Below are 18,652 nucleotides of genomic sequence, written 5' to 3' on the forward strand. Positions count from 1 at the left end.
ATTAGTCAAAATGTTTGAACGTAATCATTCATAAAAAAGCCGTTGAATAGATCAACGGCTCAATATTTTAAATTGACTGAAAATTATTTTGCTCTCAATCTTTCTTTAATTGCTTCAATATTCTTTTTTGCTGAATCTTCTAAAATAAGACTTGCACTCATATGAATTCTTGCCGGCATCAATTCATTGAAGTGATCTGTACCTTCCCATGATACTTTTTTGATCAACGCTAATGCTTCACTGCTTCTTGACGCTAAAGTCTGTAAAAACTTCTCCAGTTTTTCATCCATTTCCTGAATATTTTCTGATACGGAATGATACACATTGTGCTGTTCTGCCCATTCTGCGGATCTGAAGTCTGCATCGATAGCCATTGCGGAGAATTGTGATTTTCCGATTTTTCTTTCTACATAAGGTCCGATTACGAAAGGTCCGATCCCTAAATTGATCTCAGTAAGAGCCAATGCAGAATCTTTTGTTGCAAAACAGTAATCTGCTCCACATGCAATACCTACTCCACCACCTGTTGTTTTTCCCTGAACTCTTACCACTACGATTTTGCCGCAATTTCTCATGGCATTCAGAACTTTTGCAAAACCTCCGAAGAATTTTGTAGAAGCTTCCAGTTCTTCAATGGCTAAAAGTTCATCGAAGCTAGCTCCTGCACAGAAAGCTTTTTCGCCTTCACTTTTTACTAAAATCGCTTTTACCTCATCCTTTGCTCCTTCATCTAAAATAGTCTGAGCCAGTTTTTCTAAAATAGCTCCCGGAAGGGAATTACTTTTTGGGGTTCCGAAGGTAATTTCGGCAATATTATTTTTAATTTCTGATACTACGAATTCGTTCATTTTTATTTTTATTGGATTCTTACAAAAATACTAATTACAGCGGTTTTGAGGAAACTTAGGAGACACAAATTTTGATATAAAAGGCGGAAAATCAGGGCTGGAAATTATTTATAGAAAAAGTGATTCCCGGTTATTAAATGAAAGCTATAAAAATATCTCTTTACGTAGAAATACGGAGTGCTTAATTTGGTATTTTCTACTCTAGTACTGCCTTCCGAATAGTTGTTCCTTTGGGTAAGAAAATAAACCATTAAAGGCGGAATCTGAAAAGCCCAGGAACAGAGTAGGAAATTAAAGCTTAAAAAAACTATTATTATGGACGAGTACATTGGAATTATCAAATTATTTGCAGGAAATTTTGCACCAAGAGGCTGGATGTTCTGTGACGGAAGCTTATTAAGAATTTCACAAAACAGTGCTTTGTTTTCAATTTTGGGAACAACGTACGGAGGAAATGGTATTGATACTTTCGCTCTTCCAAACCTTAAAGGGAAAATGGCTTTAGGTGCCGGAAATGTAAATGCAAACGAATATTATCCTTTGGGAGTGATGGCTGGAACAACTCAGAATACGCTTTTAGCTGCTAATTTACCAAGTATTGCGGGAGGTTTTCAGCTTAGAATAAAGAATCAGAATGCCAATAGTGTAACTCCTACTGCCACTTCTTCTTTTGCTATTACAGGAATTCCTAACGGAAGAGATTTCAGCCCGGTTCCCAATTTTGTAGATGCTGATCCTGATACTACGATCAATATGAAATCAATAATGTACACAGGACAAAATCTTCCCGTGAACAATATGCCTCCTTATCTTGGATTGAATTACATTATCTGTGTTGAAGGTATCTACCCTTCTCGTAGCTAAAAATATAAAAAACTAATAACAGAAATTCACTATCAGATAAAGGTTTTCTTTATTACAATCTGATAGGGTTGGTAGAGGTAAAGACGCAAGACTCTTCTTTTGCAAAACAGGTTCTTAAAATGTAAAATTTCTGTGTCTTTACTTTTACCTTCAATTATTCATTCATTATAACCTAATTTTTTAAAACAGAAATCATGAAAAGCACTACTTTTTTTATTATCTGTAGCATGCTCATTTCAATTTTTTCATTTGGGCAGACGAGTACAGAATTATTTGAAACCGAATCATCCGAATCTACTAGTTTTACGGACAATGGTGTAACGTTCAATATCATTTCCCATGTGTCTAATTTTGACATTATCAATAGAATCGGTACTGGGTGGAACGGACCTAGTAACTCAATTGACAACAGATATATCGATAACACAGGAAGTGTAGGACCTGAACAAGCCTCTTTTAGTATAAGAACTACATCAAATCTCTTTAAAGTCAATAGATTTTGGGTATATGTTTCGAACCAATACTCGAACCAAAATGTTACAGGAACTCTTACTGTAACCGGAAAACTGAGCGGAGTTACAAAATTTTCCAGAACTAAAACCAATAATTTCAATGCATCAATAAGCACCACCAATGGTTTTACACTTATTGATTTAACTAATCTGGATGGACAAAATTATTCGAATATTGTCATTGACCAATTGCAGATAACTCTTGGTGGTAATTTTTACTATATATCGCTGGATTCATTTACTTGGGTGAAGGATAGTAATATCGTACTAGGAACATCAGAGGCAAAAGTATCTTCTAAAAGCCTGAATGTATATCCAAATCCTACAAAAGGACCTCTTTCAATAAAAGCAGATAAAAATTCTGATGCAAAAATTTATAGCGCTGAAGGTAAAATTCTGAAAACAATTCAGCTTCAGAAAGGTTCTAATGATATCAATATCGCAGATCTTCCAAAAGGAATCTATTTTATAAAAACGGCTACTGAATCCACTAAAGTCATTAAAGACTAATAACACAAGACATCCATATAAGTGCTTGTTCCCATAAAAATTCTAATTCAAGAATGACAAAACCCCTTAAATATTAAGGGGTTTGTTTTTTTATCTGGTCCATTTATGAAGATGTTCTATCCTTCCGTTTCTTTTTAGCAAGGCTTCAAATCTTAATTTTAGCAGGATCTTTCGTCCCTCAATACTTCTTGTAAAAACGAGTTCAGATTTTCCGATGATCTTATTCCAGCTTTTGTTAAAGAAGTCTGCGCTTTTTTTATTTTTTGAAAATATTTCCGGTATTGGATAATACAGGTCTTTTTTCATGAAGAAAAAACTCTTCTTTTGCTTCAGTAGGTATTTCGGGTTATCTACTTGGGAAACCAGTTCTTGTAATATCTGTATGAATTGTGCATTTTCATATTGAGTACCTCCTTTAAGATAACAGACTGCTCCTTCATTCGTATTGGCAGCACTTACGATGCTCAGTTTTTCAAAAGGTGTCCGGATTACTTTTTCATAGATCAGTCCGTTCAATACAACCTCAGCAAGAGAGCCAAGTTGTTTTCCGACATCTTTATATTTCATATATTGTCTTGCTGATATGTATAATTTTCTTCCGTATACAATAAAACCTGCTCCTCCAAAAAGGGAAATGATTATTGAAAAGCTTTTCATAGAATCAATTTCCTGTATATTCCTGAGTATTCCGAATAAAAGATTCTGCCAGAATAATAGCACGGAAGATGCCATTACTTTGACCATATTTCCAGACATTTTATTGATGTAATCCATTTTCATTTCCTCCATAGCCATCATATTGATAGCCGGAACCTGTATTTCTTCTACTAAAATATTCCCCTGATCTAAAGCCTTTGTCCATCTCCCTCTAAGTTCTGCCCTATTTTCAGCAAGATGAAAAAATTTCTGATTAACGTCTGAAATTTCATCTTTATGGGCAATGACATTAATATTAAGCCTTTCAAAATTATTCTCAATGGTAGGGTTTTCTTTATTAGAAATTCCGACAAAGGTTTTAAACCTTCGCTTCATAATGCCCAGATCCTGTCCTCCGTTTGTATCCTCGGCATCAAAGCATACAAGATGCCATATATTTCCCGTTTTATTGGGGACATCTTTATCTGTTCTTATCACTCGTCCTCTCATTTGATTGGAAAGAACGAAAGAACTCACAAAACTTGCAAGGATCAGAGTATTCATCTTCGGAGCATCCCAACCTTCACCTAATAATGATTTTGTCCCTATTAAAACCTGAATTCCTCCGTTTTGGAAAACTTCTGTAATAATGTGTACAATGGCGTGCTTTATTTGATCAGTAAGACCAATGATAAGATATTCGGGATCATAACTCAATGGTGAAACTGATATTCCCGACAATGATTTTCTGGTACACAGCTCATCAAATATATCTTTTGAACTTGCCGGAATGATCACAAGGCTTCCTGTAAGAATTCCTATTTTTTTATGTTGGGAGTTTTCTCTTCTCAATTTTTCAAAAATTGGAACGGCACCTATTTTATCAAGATCAATTGTATTCTGAGAACCGTTATTGAGATATTCTTTTTTAATGAAATCGGTAAGGATCACCATTCTGAGATTATCTTTCAATACTGAAAATTCATGATCAGCAATATCTTTTATTCCCTGAAGTTTCCCGATACTTGAATTGAGAATTTGATTTAAATTTTTACTGTTAAAAAAGCTCAACGTTTTCTTTTCTAAAAAACCATTCCTTTTTAATCTGTTTCCAAGATCTGTACGGTGTTCTTCAAAATCTTTGAAATGAACTTCATCGATCAGTAGGTAAAAGTCAAGTAATTCTTCAAGCCACAGGAAATCAAACTCAGGAACATATTTTTGTTGATCATCGATAATTTCGAAGTGAACCTCAGCGATTTCTTTTCCTCTGAAATTAAGATAGACCAACCCAGAGGTGTATGAGGAAATATTTTCATAAATCCATTCCAGATGTTCTCGTGGATTATTGTAAACAGGGTGTTGCTCGATAGCTTTCAAAAGATTCTCATCGTTTTTGATCTCCTCAAAAAAGCCGATTGCCTGCATATGATAATATTCTATCTTTTTCTGTTCTTCCTCTGAAGGCAATGTAAAATGTACAAGATCCTGATGTGGACAAAGATCACCTTCTAGCATCAGCTCAGGAACGGATATTTCTACATCTATAGGACCATTCAGCTTGATATACTTCTGCCATTCACTCCCTGAAACATCAAAAGGTGGTGTAGCGGTGAGAGAAACTACGGTAGGCTCAATTTTTTCCTTCAATTCCATAAGACTTCTCCACCAAGCATTTTTCAAATGGTGTGCCTCATCCAAAATAAGTGTTCCTACTTTTTGTTTTTGTAGTTTCTTTATAATTTCTGAAAAGGGAACTTTTGAAGATTTTCCTACTGTATTACTATCTTCTTCGTCCTCTGGTGTTTCAGAAGCAGAATGAATTCCCTGATAGGTAGTCACAGTGATTATTCCCGGGTTTTTAATGTCTGATGATATCCAGTCCGGACTCGTTTCTGTATTGAGAAAAAGCTCACAGAATCTTTGAATCCATTGGTTTTTGATTGCCAGTGTTGGGGCTACAATAAGAGCAGGTTTACCAAGCCTTAGCATTATTTCCAGTCCAAGTACTGTTTTTCCTGATCCCGGAGGTGCAGAAACATGCAGATGGTTATCTGCAAGATAGGTATCAAGATTATCAAGAAATCTTTTCTGATATGTACGCCAACTGTATTTAAAAATTGTGTCTTTTGGGAAAACATTCATGATCACAATTTAATAAAAAACTGTCATTGAATCATGAAAAATAGGATGGTTATTGATTTTCTCCTTTCAATGCCAGAATGTATTTGTCTATATAAAGCTGTTTTTCTTTTGATTTGTATTGCTGGATATATCTGGGATGCTCCAGAACAGTCATTTTTTCAAATAGATTGGCTTCCTTATTAAGTTTTGTAATAAAGTCTGCATTCTTTTTTCCAAGGATAAAAACTTCTGAATGGTCAAGGTTCAGGCTGAGGTGCTGCTTTAATGATTCGATCATAAAGTTTTTTACAGCTTCGAAAAGTTCTTTATCGTCATAGTAATTGGCATTCAGCCATCCATTCTTTGTTTTTCTGACAATGGCTAAAGGAAATGGTGAATTGATATAAATGTCTTTATAAAAAAGATCTGCCCCACCATAGTCTGCAATCATATCATACATGAATACGGAAGAGACTTCATAGGTATGGGCGGATTTCATTTTAATACCACAAACCGTTTCCAATCTTTTGGTATCGGTGAACGGAACTCCCGTAACTCCCGCTCCATGACGGCTGGGATTGATTCCAATGATGAATTTTCTTTTGTTGGAATCATTATAATATTTATGATAAAACTTTTGCATAACGATCATTGTTTCCGGATTATCCAGATATGGATTCAAAATATCAAAACCTTCAGGAAGAGCTCCGGTATAAGTTAGATTTTCATTGAATGTAATGACCTGATCTGCAAAAGTTTTATTCATTGGATTTATTTTAGAAAAACAAAATTATCCTGTGGACCTGATTCTTCGTCGTCATCCTCTTCTTCATCGAACTCTGAAAATTCTAATTCAATATCAATGAAGTGAATATATAATCCACAAATTTTGTCATGTTCATCATAAGCGAAATAAACGGGATATACTCCATCTCCTATTCCACTTGCAAATATTGGAATCTGATATTCTGTACCCGGCACCTTCCAATTGATCCAATCTCCCAGATCTCTTTGGTTTCTCGGATTCTCTTTATAGCTTTTTGCAAACAGCTCAGCAAAGTAATCATCATAAATATTCTCTACTTCCAGCTCATCAATAAACTTATCCACATAAGGAACCGCTTCCGGATCGGTAATACAGGCTAAACCGGCATCTACATTAAATCCAAAAAAAGCATCTTCATCAGTATCGTCGATATTTTCAGTGCCAATTAAAGCTTCTCTGTAAATAACAGGCTTTTCTTTAGTAAATTCTACCTTTACAGCGGCATAACGATCTCCCCAATCTTCCAGTTTTGCCACAGCAATCGTGACCGGAAAATTACCTTTGGGAACTTCAACAAAGAAAGGTTGTTCCTTTTGATTCAGATATACCAAAGGGTCTCTTACAATTACTTTTCCTGATGGTAAAGAAACATTTCCTATTTCCATTGTTTCCATCTTCTGCTCCATGATTTCCTCAGAGGTAAAATAGCTTTCGATATCTATCGGAGATATTAGTTTGTCTTTTATCTCCTCCCATTTTTGCATCCAGCTTTCGTTCATTGTTTTTATTTTATGATTGAGGTTTAAAGATAGTGCTTCGGGAAGTAATTCTCAAAAACATTGATCTATTAATTCAATTATTCTGTAACTTCGTTGTAATGAAAAGGCATTAATGTAATAGATCATCTCATCCGTTAATTAATAATTTTTGCCTTATGATCGGAATTATAATTGAGCTGATTATTTCATGGATTTTACTAAAATTCATTGAAAAAAAGAACCTTTCTGTTCTTGGATTTAAAGTTTTTGCAAGTAGACTCAATAACCTTGGAACAGGATTTTTATTAGCTGCTGTAGCATGCAGTCTTTACCACGTAATGACTACTTCGTTTATAGATAACACTTGGGTCATTAACAAAGAAATGACTGTTCAAAAAATCTTAGCAGGTATTTGGTGGGTTTTAAAATCTGTTGTGTTTGAAGAACTGCTTTTCAGGGGTGCTTTACTTTATATTGCCATTCAGAAATTAGGGGACAAAAAAGCATGCATTCTTTCTGCTATCTGTTTTGGTTTTTATCATTGGTTTTCTTACAATGCTTTCGGTAATCCAGTACAAATGGGCATTATTTTCTTTATGACAGGTATTTTCGGATACGTTCTCGCTATTTCTTTTGCTAAGACTCAATCGTTATACCTTCCTATAGGATTACATTTGGGCTGGAATTTATTTAATATTCTTGTGTTTTCCAATGGTCCTTTGGGAAAACAATTTCTAATGAAAGCCAATGACCATCATCTTGAAGGTATTATCTCACTGATTGTTTTCCTTTTTCAAATTTTTGCTTTGCCTGCTTTAGTGTATGGATATTTCAGATTCTTTAAGGTTTGCCGCTCGAATGATTAGGTTGATTGTCGCTGTATAAAATAAGAACTCCCTTCCAACATTGTGCTGAAAGGGAGCTTTATTATTTACTTTGAATTAAATCAATCCGAATTGTTCAAAATGATGGGTAAAGTGTTTTTTATGCATCAGTTCCCACATTTCTTTATTCAGTTTTCCGAACACAAAATTCATATGCTCTGCCTGAGGGTTTTCTTTGTAGTATACCACAAATCTTTTCAGGTTATCAATGAATGCTTGTTTTGCTGCATCCAGATTTTTGTATTTTGCTTCCGGAAGTGAACCATCCTGCGGTAAGAACGGAGCCGAAAACTCTTTTGGCATTGCTCTGTGATTGTAAAGAGAATCCTGCCATTTCTCAAGGTGTTCTTCAGGAGTGAAACATTTTTCAGCTTCTGGTTCGCCTAAGCTTACCAATATAGCTTCATCCAAATGCTCGATCATTTGCTGCGGTGACATTTTCCCCCAAAGTGCCGGAGTACTTTCCGTTAATCCACCTAAAATCTTTTGAACATTTTTCACATTTAAATCGATAAACGGAGATTGTTTTGCCACCAATGTAAGAATTGTAGCTACACAAACTACCTCATCTCTTTGGTTGATCACTTCTACTAACCATTTTACAACTCCGGACGGAATATTTCTTCCTTTTACTCCTCTGTTTATCTTTTCCTTTGCTGTTAAATAAACCGTGATAGTATCTCCGGCGTATACAGGTTTAAAGAAACTACATTCTTCTAATCCGTAGTTGGCGATCACTGGTCCTTTTTTACCGGAAACAAATAATCCTGCTGCTGCTGAAAGGATAAAATATCCGTGAGCAACTGTTTTATCAAAAATAGTTCCCGTTAAACTTGTAGCATCGGTATGCGCATAGAAATGATCCCACGAAACATTGGAAAAGTTTACGATATCTGCATCCGTAACCGTTCTTCCTGCTGTTTCTAAAGAATCTCCTACCTCTACTTCTTCAAAGTATTTCTGGAAAGGATGTTTGTCTGAGAATTTCTTCTCTGCTCCTGGCTGATAGATTTTCGTAATAGCCTTCAATACATCTGGCGATCCCTGAATAGCTGTTTTTTGTAAGAAAAAATGCAGACCGCTCAATCCGCCCATTTCCTCTCCGCCTCCGGCTCTACCAGGACCTCCATGCATCAATGTAGGAAGCGGTGACCCGTGACCGGTGCTTTCCTTCGCGTTATCTCTGTTCAGTACAAAGATTCTTCCATGCTGAGAAGCCATTTTCCAAGAAGTTTCTGCAATAAAGTTTTCGTCATGAGAAATAATAGATCCTACTAAACTTCCTTTTCCTCTTTTTGCCAAAGCTGCCGCTTCTTCAGCATCTTTATATGGCATCAAAGTAGATACCGGACCGAAAGCTTCTACATCGTGAGAGATATTTTTCTCGAAAGGCTTGTCATTCAGGAATAATTTAGGACTCATGAATGCACCGTTTTCATAGTTGGCATCTACAAGCTCATGTTTTCCGTCATAGACAAGTTCTGTTTCAGATTTTAAGATATTTACTTTTCTTAAAACTTCTTCATATTGTTGTCTTCCCACCAAAGATCCCATTCTGGTTTCTCTGCTTAATGGGTTTCCTATTTTTGTTTGGTCTAAAGCTTTAGATAAAGCGTTTTGAACGTCACCAATTAAATGCTCAGGAACGATAATTCTTCTGATTGCCGTACATTTCTGTCCTGCTTTTGTGGTCATTTCGTTACGAACTTCTTTGATGAACAAATCAAATTCAGGAGTTCCTGGTTTTGCTTCCAGTCCAAGAATTGAACAGTTCAGAGAATCTGCTTCCATATTGAAACGAACAGCATTTCCTGCAACGGAAGGAAGGGATTTTAATTTTCTTCCGGTAGTAGCGGAACCTGTAAACAATACTGAGTCTCCATCCTGAACGTAATCCAGAATATTTCCCGGTTCTCCACAAACCAGCTGAACAGCTCCTTCCGGCAATACTCCACTTTCAATCATATCCTGAAATACTGCATTCGTAAGATAGGATCCGAAAGGTGATGGCTTAACGATAGCCGGAACACCTGCTAACAATGATGTGGATAACTTTTCCAACATTCCCCAAACAGGAAAATTGTAAGCATTGATCTGTACGGAAACACCTTCACTTGGCGTAAGGATATGAGTTCCCAGATGAGTTCCGTTTGCCGAAATCTTCTGAGTGTCTCCATCTACCCAAAAAGGAGTATTAGGAAGCATTCTCTTCGCTAATCCTGAATAGGTAAAGAAAGTTCCGAAACCTCCTTCAATGTCTACCCATGAGTCAACGTGTGTAGCTCCTGTTTTATATGATAAATCGTAATATTTTTTCTTTCTTTCTAATAGGTAAAGGGCTACTTTTTTCAACATTTCTCCACGGTCGTAGAACGTCATTGAAGAAAGATTTTTATATCCTACAGTTCTTCCGTAATCAAGAGCCTGTTCAAAATTAAGTCCTTCTGTATCGGAAACAGCAACCTGTTCACCTGTAACAGCGTTGTACAAAGGAATTCCAGCTCCGTTTCCTTCTACCCATTGCCCGTAGATATAGTTTTTTAGTTTTTCCATATAATATTGAATTTAACAATGTATCAATCTAAGAGTTTACTAATAGATGCTTCGACTCCGCTCAGCATGACAATTGACTGTTATATTTTTACATTGGTATATTGTTACATTTATTATTTATTTCGGTTCCTGATATGGAAACAATTTTACCAGTCCTTCATATAAACTTCTATGAAGAATGGTTGCGTGGTTATCTGTTTCCATCATTTTATATTCTAATGTCCAGTTTTTCTTTCCCGCTTTTTTCAAAACATCATAAAGATTTTCTGCATCTTTTATCATAACAGGATGCTCTCCTTTTCCCACAGAAACGTAAACAAATTTTTTAGTATCCTGAGATTTTGAAAGAAGTTGAGATGCCTGCTTTAAAAGGCTTTCATCATCCCACCATAAACTTGGACTGATAATGAAATAATTGTTGAACATTTCCGGCTTCTTCAATAAGATTTCTGTTGCTAAAAGACCTCCTAGAGATTGTCCAAAAAGGTACTTCTCTGTAGTTTTAAACTGACTTTCAACGTAAGGTTTTAATTCTTTTTCAAAAAAAGTGATAAACTTATCTGAATGTCCGGTTGTAGGATAATCTTTTTGTAAATCTTTTAGGTCTGTGTGAAAAGTAAAATCTCTTTTTCTGTCTACATTCGCAATTCCTACCACAATGGTTTCCGGCATGGAATACATCTGATTGAAAAACTGCACCAATCCTGTAACATGAATAAAATCTTCATTCATGCTTCCATCTAAAAGATAGATGATTGGGTATGCTTTTGCTTTATCAAAATTTTGAGGAAGATAGATATTCAATGTTCTCTCTTCATTTAGAACCTTAGACTTTATGGTTCTTACTTCTCCTATTGTAAGCAGTTTAGTAGCAACATCCTGTGCTGATACCATAGAATTTACCGCAAACATCATACTGCATATAAGAGCAATTTTTTTTAGCATATTTAATTTTGAATGGTTATTTATTTCACATCATCCCAAATACTGTAATCCACAATCTTTGTAGGGGTTTGGTGAACATATTCTGTAAAAGGTTCACAAGGCAGAATAGCTTCTTTGCTTTCTCTGGCAAGTTCCTGATACAACTTCGTTCCTTCTGTTTTCCAATGGATCATTTCATCAGAAACATCACGGATAATTTTTGCGGGGCTACCTACAATCAATTTTCTGGGTTCACATCTGAAATTGGCTGGAACAAAAGCTAATGCACCTACAATACTTTCATCGCCGATATAAGCTTTATCCATGATCACAGAGTTCATTCCGATCAGACAATTTTTTCCAATATGCCCTGAGTGGATAATTGCTCCATGCCCTATGTGTGTTGATTCTTCCAGAATTGTTTCTATATTGGGGAAAACATGCAGCGTACAATTTTCCTGCACATTGGCTCCGTCTTTAATGATAATTTTCCCCCAGTCTCCGCGAATAACAGCGTTTGGACCGATATAGACTTCTTCACCTATTTCCACATTCCCGATAATCACAGCCTGCGGATGAATGTAAGCCGAAGGTTTTATAATGGGGCGGATTCCGTGATATGAGTAAATGTTCATATTTTTTAATTTGAAAATTTGAGAATGGAATAATTTGAAAATGAATAATGTTGCTGAACATTTTCAATTTCTCAAATTATTCCATTTTCAAATTGATTTATACTTTTTCAATGACCATTGCATAACCTTGTCCAACTCCGATACAAAGGGTACACAATGCATATTTTTTATCCTGTTTCTGTAATTCTATAGCAGCAGAACCTATGATTCTTGCTCCGGAAACTCCCAGTGGATGTCCGATGGCAATAGCTCCTCCGTTTGGATTTATTCTTGAATCATCATCTTTTAAACCTAAGCTTCTTGTTACCGCTAAAGCCTGTGCTGCAAAAGCTTCATTCAATTCAATGATGTCCATATCATCAAGTGAAAGGTTTAATCTTTTCAATAGCTTTTGAGTTGCTTCTACTGGTCCGATCCCCATGATTCTTGGTTCAACACCTGCTACGGAAGATCCTAAAATCTTAGCTTTGGGTTTTAATCCATATTTTTTTACAGCTTCTTCGCTGGCTAATATTAAAGCAGCAGCTCCGTCATTCATTCCTGAAGCGTTTCCTGCCGTTACTGTTCCCTCTTTTCTAAAAGCAGGACGTAATTTCCCTAATCCTTCCATTGACGAAGCAGGCTTGATGAATTCATCTTTTTCAAAAACTACCGGATCTCCTTTTCTTTGTGGAATCTCAACTTTTACAATTTCTTCCGCCAATCTTCCGCTTTCCTGAGCTTTTGTAGCTTTTTGCTGAGACCAAAGGGCAAATTTATCCTGATCTTCTCTGTTGATCTGATGCATATCTGCAAGGTTCTCTGCCGTTTCTCCCATACCGTCTACACCATACATTTCTTTCATTTTCGGATTGATAAATCTCCATCCGAAAGTGGTATCATACATCTGACTGTCTCTTCCGAAAGCAGCACTTGGTTTTGACATAACATACGGAGAACGCGTCATGTGTTCTACTCCACCTGCAATGTAAATTTCGCCTTCTCCTGAAGCTATAGAACGAAAAGCATTAGCAACAGCTGACATTCCTGAAGCGCAAAGTCTGTTCACAGTTTCACCTCCGATTTTATATGGCAGCCCAGCTAATAAAAGTCCCATTCTGGCAACATTTCTGTTATCTTCCCCAGCCTGGTTAGCACAACCGAAGATCACATCCTCAATTTCCTCAACAGGAACCTCAGGATTTCTTGCGATAACTTCTTTGATCACAATAGCTGCAAGATCGTCTGCTCTTACTTCTGATAATCCTCCCTGTAGTTTTGAGATGGGAGTTCTGACATAGTCTATGATGTATACGTTGTTCATTTCTTATTAGATTTTAGATGATAGATTTCAGATAACAGACATTTTCAAAATCTAATATCTGACATCTGATGTCTTTTATCTTATTTTATAATTCTGTTACTTTCTTTCCTATTTTATATACTGTTCCTACAAATTTTGCGATCAGTTCTTCGTTTTGATTGGTAATTTTAATATCATAAACAGCTGTTTTTCTTGTGTCATTGACCAAAATACTTTCTGCTCTGAAAATATCACCTTCCTTTCCGGCTTTGGTAAAATTAATGATACAATTTAAAGCTACGGCTGCATCTCCTGTGTTGTTGGATGAGAATGCCAATGCGGAGTCCGCAAAAGCAAATGTTACTCCTCCATGAACAGTTTTAAGCCCGTTTATCATATCTTTTTTGATAGGCATTTCTATCAGGCAGTAGTTTTCTTTCACCTCAATCATTTTGATATTCATCCATTGGGAAAAATAATCCTGATTGAACATATAATCTGCAACTTGTCTTGGATTCATTTCTATATGTTTGTTATTTCTTCATATAATTCATCAGATAATTTATCATAAATACTCATGGTTTTTCCGAGAATTACCTGTTCATATGAAAGTTTGGGGTCAGAATTGGCAGAACTGTTTTCCTCTTCATACAATGCATTTAAGTCAATCCCATTTTCATTGGCTAATCTATTAATCATCGTTCTGTATTTTTCATTAAACTCTCCCAGTAATTCAAGTCTTTCATTACTATCCGTGGAAGAAGCTCTCTCAGTTAAATACTGCTTTTCAATAGCAAGCCTTGTTTCTAATTCAGCTCTGAATTCTTCTATATTCATTTATTCAATCTAATAATTTAACAATGTAACAGTTTACCAATGAGATGCTTCGACAAGCTCAGCATGACAACGCAGTTGCTACATTGTTAGATTGGTATATTATTACATTTTACGTATTAACGGACTTTGTCTGTACCTTTCTTCCTGATATTCTTCGTAAAGATTCTGTAGAGTTTCGGAGATTTTCGAATAACCGATTTCATTTCCCCAAGACAACAATCCTTTTGGATAGTTTACGCCTTTCTGCATTGCCAGTTCAATATCCTCGTCATTGGCAACACCTAATCTTTTAGCTTCCACAGCTTCATTAATCAACATTGAAATGATTCTTAAAAAGATCTGCTGATAAAGAGCATCATCTTTTTGAGCTTCCTGTTTTACAGCTCCTTCACTGTAATCGTAGAATCCTCTTCCTGTTTTTCTGCCATGAAGTTTTGCTTCAGACATTCTCTGCTGAAGTAAAGACGGCTTATATTTAGGGTCATAGAAATAATCTTTGTAGACCGTTGTAGTTACAGCAAAATTTACATCTATTCCGATAAGATCCATCAATTCAAATGGTCCCATCTTGAAGTTTCCAAGGGTTTTCATTGCATCATCTACCTGTTCAGGTGTAGCAATATTTTCTTCAACAATTCTTAGAGCCTCTCCATAATACGGACGGGCAATTCTGTTGACAATAAATCCTGGAATATCTTTAGCAATAACAGGCATTTTACCCCATTCTTTCATGAGGTTATAAATTTTTTCTGCTAATGTTTTTTCTGTTAATAAAGATGGAATTACTTCCACTAAGGGCATCAACGGAGCCGGATTGAAGAAATGAATTCCGATGAAACGCTCCGGTTTCTTTAGCTCTGCACCAAGAGAGGTAATAGAGATGGATGAGGTATTGGAACCGATGATACAGTTTTCAGAAACATAAGTTTCCAGTTCTGTAAAAACTTTGGTTTTAATGTCTTTATTTTCAATGATCGCTTCGATGACCAAATCAGAATCTTTTAAATCCTGCAATATTTCACCTTTAACGATATTGTTTCTTATTTCTGTAGCTTTTTCTTGAGAGATCTTCCCTTTTTCAGTTAATTTCTGAAGCGTTTTCTCTAAACCTGCAAGTGCTTTATCTATTTGTGGCGCATTAGCATCGAATAAAACGACTTTGCATCCTGCTGTTGCAGCTACCTGAGCAATTCCAACGCCCATGGTTCCTGCACCAATTATTCCAATATTCATAGTTTTAATTTGAAAATTTGAGAATGAGTTAATTTGAAAATTATTTAATTTTTGACGTTGAAATAATTTTAGACAGAATTAATACTATTTCTTTTAAATCTAAAAGCAATTTTTATTTTATGGATAAAACCTGCCTTACTTTCAGCATTCTGAGCTTACTTTACATTCGCTCCAATTGATGTACCTGATTTTAAAAATCTGATTCGCTAGTGAAAATTTATTAATCCTATATAGTCCTTCTGAAAATTCTATAATGTTTAATGCAAACTCAAATGTTTTATTTACAATAATATTTTCTTTGTCATTTCTCATTTTCAAATTCTCAAATTAACCCATTCTCAAATTGATTTATTTTCCTTTATAATTAGGCTTTCTTTTTTGTAAAAAGGCATTTACTCCTTCAATGAAGTCTTCTGTTTCTGCTGCTTCCTGTTGAAGATCTCCTTCTAACTCAAGTTGTTCTTTTAAAGTGTTTGTGTAAGAACTTGCGAATGCTTTTTTCGTAAGCTTAATCGCTGCAGTTGGCATATTAGCCATTCTTTCAAGGATTTCCATTGATTTTGGTCCGAATTCTTCATCATTGAAAACCTCTGCAACAAGTCCGTAAGATTTAGACTCTTCAGCAGATAATTTCTTTCCTGTAAACGCTAAATAATTTGCTAATTGTCTACCTAAAAGCTTCGGTAAGAAATATGTACCTCCTGTATCTGGAATCAAACCGATATTTGAAAACGCCTGAGCAAAGTAAGCTTTTTCATGAGCTAACACGAAATCAGAAATTAAAGCCAGCATTGCACCCGCTCCTACAGCCGGACCGTTCACTAATGCAATAACGGGTTTCTTACAACGTGTAACTTCCATTACCAAAGGATTGTAGTAATCCACCACTATTTTTCTGATGATATCATTATCATGGTGTTCTTTACCTACTGCGAAAGCTTCATCAAGGTTCTGTCCTGAACAAAAAGCTCTTCCTCTTCCGGAAATGGCAACGCATCTTACCGTCTCGTCATTACTGCACTCTTTTACGAAGTCTCTTAAATCTGCTAAAGCAGGCTTCGTAAGGGCATTCATAGTTTCAGGTTGATTCAGATAAGCAATTTTTAGCTTCCCGTCAAAATGCGATTCAATATCGAGTTGTGTATACATAGTTTTTGTATTTTATATTTAACAATGCACTAATTTAACAATATTAATCAATGTAACCGTCTAACAATTTAACAATCTAGCCCTATCATCGTTATGTTTTGCATAGTCCGTAAACCTTATGGATAAACTGATACTTTGATTTATTGTTATGTTCATTTTAGTGGCATTTAAAATAATCAAAAGGTTCCAGACAATCCAGACATTGATAAGAAGCCTTACACAAAGTAGACCCAAATCTGCTAATCTGTTTGGTGTGCTCAGAACCACAACGTGGACATTTTTTCGGTTTTCCGATGTGATGTTCATCCGCTCCTTTTTCAGGTGGCGTGATTCCGTAAACACGAAGTTTTTCTCTCGCTTCATCGGTCAGCCAGTCTGTTGTCCATATCGGAAACATCTTGGTGACTACTTTGGCTTCCCATCCGTTTTCTTTCATGATTTTCATGATATCTTCTTCGATGGTAAACATTGCAGGACATGCAGAATAGGTAGGAGTGATTGTTACTTCACAAGAATTTTCACTTGTAATTTTCGCATCTCTTACAATCCCCAGCTCCACAATGTTGATCACCGGAATTTCCGGATCGGGAACCATTTCTAATATTTCTAAAGGATTTTTCAATCTCTTATAATTTTTCTTCTAAATATTAATAAAACAGTAATTAAAACAAGATCTGTAACAATCAATATTTTATTTTGTTTTATATCCTGACATAAATTTCTGTTGGTGATATTTGAAATACAATCTCCAGGATTACTGGTTTCATACTTTAAACTGACTTGTGTATTAATTATTCCAAAGTAAAATATTGGAATTAAAATAATCAATACAATCATCAGTATTTGAAAATATTTCTTCTTCAAACTGAAATATTTTTACCAAGTACACCCAGGATATGCTCTCTGCATATATTGAAGCTCACAAAGGATAAATCCGAAATATTCTGTATGATATCCTGTTCTTGATTTAGGCTGCATAAATGGATTGGTTGGATATTCTAATCCAAAGCTTTGGAAATCTTTCTCCGTTACAGCAACGAATTCTTTATACAACTCATCAACATTAGGAACAATATTTAGAACAACAAGATCATCTTCACCTTCTGATTTTGCAAAAAGTCCTTTTGTATATTCCCAGATATTTTCGATAGCATTTTCTACACGAGTACGGCTTTCTTCTGTTCCCTGAGCAAAGATTTTCATCCAGGATGCAGCGTGAGTATAATGATATCTTACTTCTTTTAATGATTTTTGAGCAATGGCTGCCAATTCTTCATTAGCAGAATTAGATAATGCTTCGTACATCAGTTTCTGATATACCGAAAAAACATAAACCTTTAGAATCGTCTGAGCATAATCTTCATTCGGAAGTTCTGTCCAGTGAGCGTTTACATATTCGTGTTCGTATCTTAAGAAGGCGATATCATCTTCACTTTTACCGTTGTCTATTACTCTTGAAGCGTAAACATAAAAGTTATTAGCCTGTCCAAGTTCATCCAAAGCGATATTCGTCAATGCAATATCTTCCTCTAAATATGGACCTTCACCACACCATGCAGACAAACGCTGTCCCATAATGAAACTGTCGTCTGCTAGTTTTAATAAATAATTATATAATGGGTTCATTGTTTAATAGATTTGAAGACCAATAGATGATAGACGGATAGATAATAGATAGGTAAACTCTAACGTCTATTATCTATTCGTCTATTATCTCCAAGTCTTATTCTTATTACATATTTTTTACGTCGTTTGGAATTTCGTAGAACGTTGGGTGACGGTATAACTTATCATCAGCCGGATCAAAGAATGCTTCTTTATCCACTCCTTCTGAAGTCACGATATATTTACTTGGAACTACCCAAACAGAAGTTCCTTCTTTTCTTCTTGTATAAACGTCTCTTGCGTTCTGTAAAGCCATTTCTGCTGTTGGCGCCTGTACTATTCCAACGTGTTTGTGAGATAATCCCGGTTTAGTCTGAATAAACACTTCCCACATATCTAAATTTGCCATATTTAATTTGAAAATTTGAAAATTGGTTAATTTGAAAACTGATTGATCACCTTAATTGAAAACTTGAGAATTATTAACGTTGTTAATTTCATTTTCAAATTTTCAAATTGGCACATTTTCAAA

General features: G+C 35.5%; 18 protein-coding genes. 3 read left to right on the plus strand and 15 right to left on the minus strand.

Annotation, left to right across the window (positions count from 1 at the left end):
- Positions 1–83: 83 nt before the first annotated feature.
- A complete protein-coding gene (locus BBI01_RS03895) occupies positions 84–848 on the minus strand; it encodes an enoyl-CoA hydratase/isomerase family protein (RefSeq protein ID WP_065393392.1) in 765 nt (254 codons plus the stop codon).
- Between the two features lie 315 nt (positions 849–1,163).
- Between BBI01_RS03895 and BBI01_RS03900 the strand changes: the two genes are divergently transcribed.
- Together BBI01_RS03900 and BBI01_RS03905 are read left to right on the plus strand one after the other, a co-directional pair.
- Positions 1,164–1,712 (plus strand): phage tail protein, encoded by a 549-nt coding sequence (locus tag BBI01_RS03900; RefSeq protein ID WP_065393393.1) that lies wholly within the window; start codon positions 1,164–1,166, stop codon positions 1,710–1,712.
- Positions 1,713–1,906: 194 nt separating this feature from the next.
- The gene (locus tag BBI01_RS03905) at positions 1,907–2,734 is read left to right on the plus strand and encodes a T9SS type A sorting domain-containing protein (RefSeq protein WP_065393394.1); all 828 of its coding nucleotides are present in this window, start codon (positions 1,907–1,909) and stop codon (positions 2,732–2,734) included.
- A gap of 90 nt (positions 2,735–2,824) precedes the next feature.
- On the opposite strand, the gene BBI01_RS03910 is transcribed toward BBI01_RS03905, so the two are convergent.
- The 3 genes from BBI01_RS03910 to BBI01_RS03920 are packed head-to-tail and all read right to left on the minus strand — an operon-like array spanning position 2,825 to position 7,039.
- On the minus strand, positions 2,825–5,515 hold the full coding sequence (locus BBI01_RS03910; RefSeq protein ID WP_065393395.1) for a DEAD/DEAH box helicase family protein: 2,691 nt from the start codon (positions 5,513–5,515) through the stop codon (positions 2,825–2,827).
- Positions 5,516–5,564: 49 nt separating this feature from the next.
- Complete coding sequence (locus BBI01_RS03915) at positions 5,565–6,260, minus strand: SMUG2 DNA glycosylase family protein (protein ID WP_065393396.1); 696 nt, start codon at positions 6,258–6,260, stop codon at positions 5,565–5,567.
- A gap of 5 nt (positions 6,261–6,265) precedes the next feature.
- Entirely contained in the window at positions 6,266–7,039 is a 774-nt protein-coding gene (locus BBI01_RS03920; RefSeq protein ID WP_065393397.1) for a DUF4241 domain-containing protein, read from the minus strand.
- 155 nt (positions 7,040–7,194) lie between these two features.
- On the opposite strand from BBI01_RS03920, the gene BBI01_RS03925 reads away from it, so the two are divergent.
- Positions 7,195–7,884, plus strand: coding sequence for a CPBP family intramembrane glutamic endopeptidase (locus BBI01_RS03925; protein WP_065393398.1), 690 nt, complete (start codon positions 7,195–7,197; stop codon positions 7,882–7,884).
- Positions 7,885–7,959: 75 nt separating this feature from the next.
- Here the strand turns inward: BBI01_RS03925 and paaZ are convergent, their stop codons facing one another.
- From paaZ to paaB, 11 genes are all read right to left on the minus strand, one after another.
- Positions 7,960–10,455 carry a phenylacetic acid degradation bifunctional protein PaaZ gene (paaZ, locus tag BBI01_RS03930; protein WP_065393399.1) on the minus strand — a complete coding sequence of 832 codons (2,496 nt, stop codon included), beginning with the start codon at positions 10,453–10,455 and terminating at the stop codon, positions 7,960–7,962.
- 117 nt (positions 10,456–10,572) lie between these two features.
- Positions 10,573–11,400, minus strand: a complete 828-nt coding sequence (locus BBI01_RS03935) for an alpha/beta hydrolase (protein WP_065393400.1) — start codon at positions 11,398–11,400, stop codon at positions 10,573–10,575.
- A gap of 20 nt (positions 11,401–11,420) precedes the next feature.
- A complete protein-coding gene (locus BBI01_RS03940) occupies positions 11,421–12,014 on the minus strand; it encodes an acyltransferase (protein WP_065393401.1) in 594 nt (197 codons plus the stop codon).
- Positions 12,015–12,111: 97 nt separating this feature from the next.
- Complete coding sequence (gene pcaF, locus BBI01_RS03945) at positions 12,112–13,317, minus strand: 3-oxoadipyl-CoA thiolase (protein ID WP_065393402.1); 1,206 nt, start codon at positions 13,315–13,317, stop codon at positions 12,112–12,114.
- Positions 13,318–13,402: 85 nt separating this feature from the next.
- Positions 13,403–13,816, minus strand: a complete 414-nt coding sequence (locus tag BBI01_RS03950) for a PaaI family thioesterase (protein ID WP_065393403.1) — start codon at positions 13,814–13,816, stop codon at positions 13,403–13,405.
- Positions 13,817–13,818: 2 nt separating this feature from the next.
- On the minus strand, positions 13,819–14,133 hold the full coding sequence (locus BBI01_RS03955; RefSeq protein ID WP_065393404.1) for a hypothetical protein: 315 nt from the start codon (positions 14,131–14,133) through the stop codon (positions 13,819–13,821).
- Between the two features lie 102 nt (positions 14,134–14,235).
- Positions 14,236–15,366, minus strand: coding sequence for a 3-hydroxyacyl-CoA dehydrogenase NAD-binding domain-containing protein (locus BBI01_RS03960; protein WP_065393405.1), 1,131 nt, complete (start codon positions 15,364–15,366; stop codon positions 14,236–14,238).
- A 348-nt stretch (positions 15,367–15,714) separates the two neighbouring features.
- The gene (locus tag BBI01_RS03970; RefSeq protein ID WP_065393406.1) at positions 15,715–16,515 is read right to left on the minus strand and encodes an enoyl-CoA hydratase-related protein; all 801 of its coding nucleotides are present in this window, start codon (positions 16,513–16,515) and stop codon (positions 15,715–15,717) included.
- Between the two features lie 157 nt (positions 16,516–16,672).
- Positions 16,673–17,110 carry a 1,2-phenylacetyl-CoA epoxidase subunit PaaD gene (gene paaD, locus BBI01_RS03975; protein WP_065393454.1) on the minus strand — a complete coding sequence of 146 codons (438 nt, stop codon included), beginning with the start codon at positions 17,108–17,110 and terminating at the stop codon, positions 16,673–16,675.
- Between the two features lie 281 nt (positions 17,111–17,391).
- Positions 17,392–18,141 (minus strand): 1,2-phenylacetyl-CoA epoxidase subunit PaaC, encoded by a 750-nt coding sequence (paaC, locus tag BBI01_RS03985; protein WP_065393408.1) that lies wholly within the window; start codon positions 18,139–18,141, stop codon positions 17,392–17,394.
- A 106-nt stretch (positions 18,142–18,247) separates the two neighbouring features.
- Positions 18,248–18,529, minus strand: a complete 282-nt coding sequence (gene paaB / locus BBI01_RS03990; protein WP_002981782.1) for a 1,2-phenylacetyl-CoA epoxidase subunit PaaB — start codon at positions 18,527–18,529, stop codon at positions 18,248–18,250.
- Positions 18,530–18,652: the final 123 nt, after the last annotated feature.

The sequence above is a fragment of the Chryseobacterium artocarpi genome (assembly GCF_001684975.1).
GTDB lineage: Bacteria > Bacteroidota > Bacteroidia > Flavobacteriales > Weeksellaceae > Chryseobacterium > Chryseobacterium artocarpi.

Coding starts and splice junctions, on each gene's coding strand:
- paaD (WP_065393454.1), bottom strand. CDS start 17,110: ATGGTTCCCGATCCGGAAATTCCGGTGATCAACATTGTGGAGCTGGGG.
- BBI01_RS03940 (WP_065393401.1), bottom strand. CDS start 12,014: ATGAACATTTACTCATATCACGGAATCCGCCCCATTATAAAACCTTCG.
- BBI01_RS03950 (WP_065393403.1), bottom strand. CDS start 13,816: ATGAATCCAAGACAAGTTGCAGATTATATGTTCAATCAGGATTATTTT.
- BBI01_RS03900 (WP_065393393.1), top strand. CDS start 1,164: ATGGACGAGTACATTGGAATTATCAAATTATTTGCAGGAAATTTTGCA.
- paaC (WP_065393408.1), bottom strand. CDS start 18,141: ATGAACCCATTATATAATTATTTATTAAAACTAGCAGACGACAGTTTC.
- paaB (WP_002981782.1), bottom strand. CDS start 18,529: ATGGCAAATTTAGATATGTGGGAAGTGTTTATTCAGACTAAACCGGGA.
- BBI01_RS03960 (WP_065393405.1), bottom strand. CDS start 15,366: ATGAATATTGGAATAATTGGTGCAGGAACCATGGGCGTTGGAATTGCT.
- pcaF (WP_065393402.1), bottom strand. CDS start 13,317: ATGAACAACGTATACATCATAGACTATGTCAGAACTCCCATCTCAAAA.
- BBI01_RS03920 (WP_065393397.1), bottom strand. CDS start 7,039: ATGAACGAAAGCTGGATGCAAAAATGGGAGGAGATAAAAGACAAACTA.
- BBI01_RS03915 (WP_065393396.1), bottom strand. CDS start 6,260: ATGAATAAAACTTTTGCAGATCAGGTCATTACATTCAATGAAAATCTA.
- BBI01_RS03905 (WP_065393394.1), top strand. CDS start 1,907: ATGAAAAGCACTACTTTTTTTATTATCTGTAGCATGCTCATTTCAATT.
- BBI01_RS03935 (WP_065393400.1), bottom strand. CDS start 11,400: ATGCTAAAAAAAATTGCTCTTATATGCAGTATGATGTTTGCGGTAAAT.
- paaZ (WP_065393399.1), bottom strand. CDS start 10,455: ATGGAAAAACTAAAAAACTATATCTACGGGCAATGGGTAGAAGGAAAC.
- BBI01_RS03910 (WP_065393395.1), bottom strand. CDS start 5,515: ATGAATGTTTTCCCAAAAGACACAATTTTTAAATACAGTTGGCGTACA.
- BBI01_RS03970 (WP_065393406.1), bottom strand. CDS start 16,515: ATGTATACACAACTCGATATTGAATCGCATTTTGACGGGAAGCTAAAA.
- BBI01_RS03925 (WP_065393398.1), top strand. CDS start 7,195: ATGATCGGAATTATAATTGAGCTGATTATTTCATGGATTTTACTAAAA.
- BBI01_RS03955 (WP_065393404.1), bottom strand. CDS start 14,133: ATGAATATAGAAGAATTCAGAGCTGAATTAGAAACAAGGCTTGCTATT.
- BBI01_RS03895 (WP_065393392.1), bottom strand. CDS start 848: ATGAACGAATTCGTAGTATCAGAAATTAAAAATAATATTGCCGAAATT.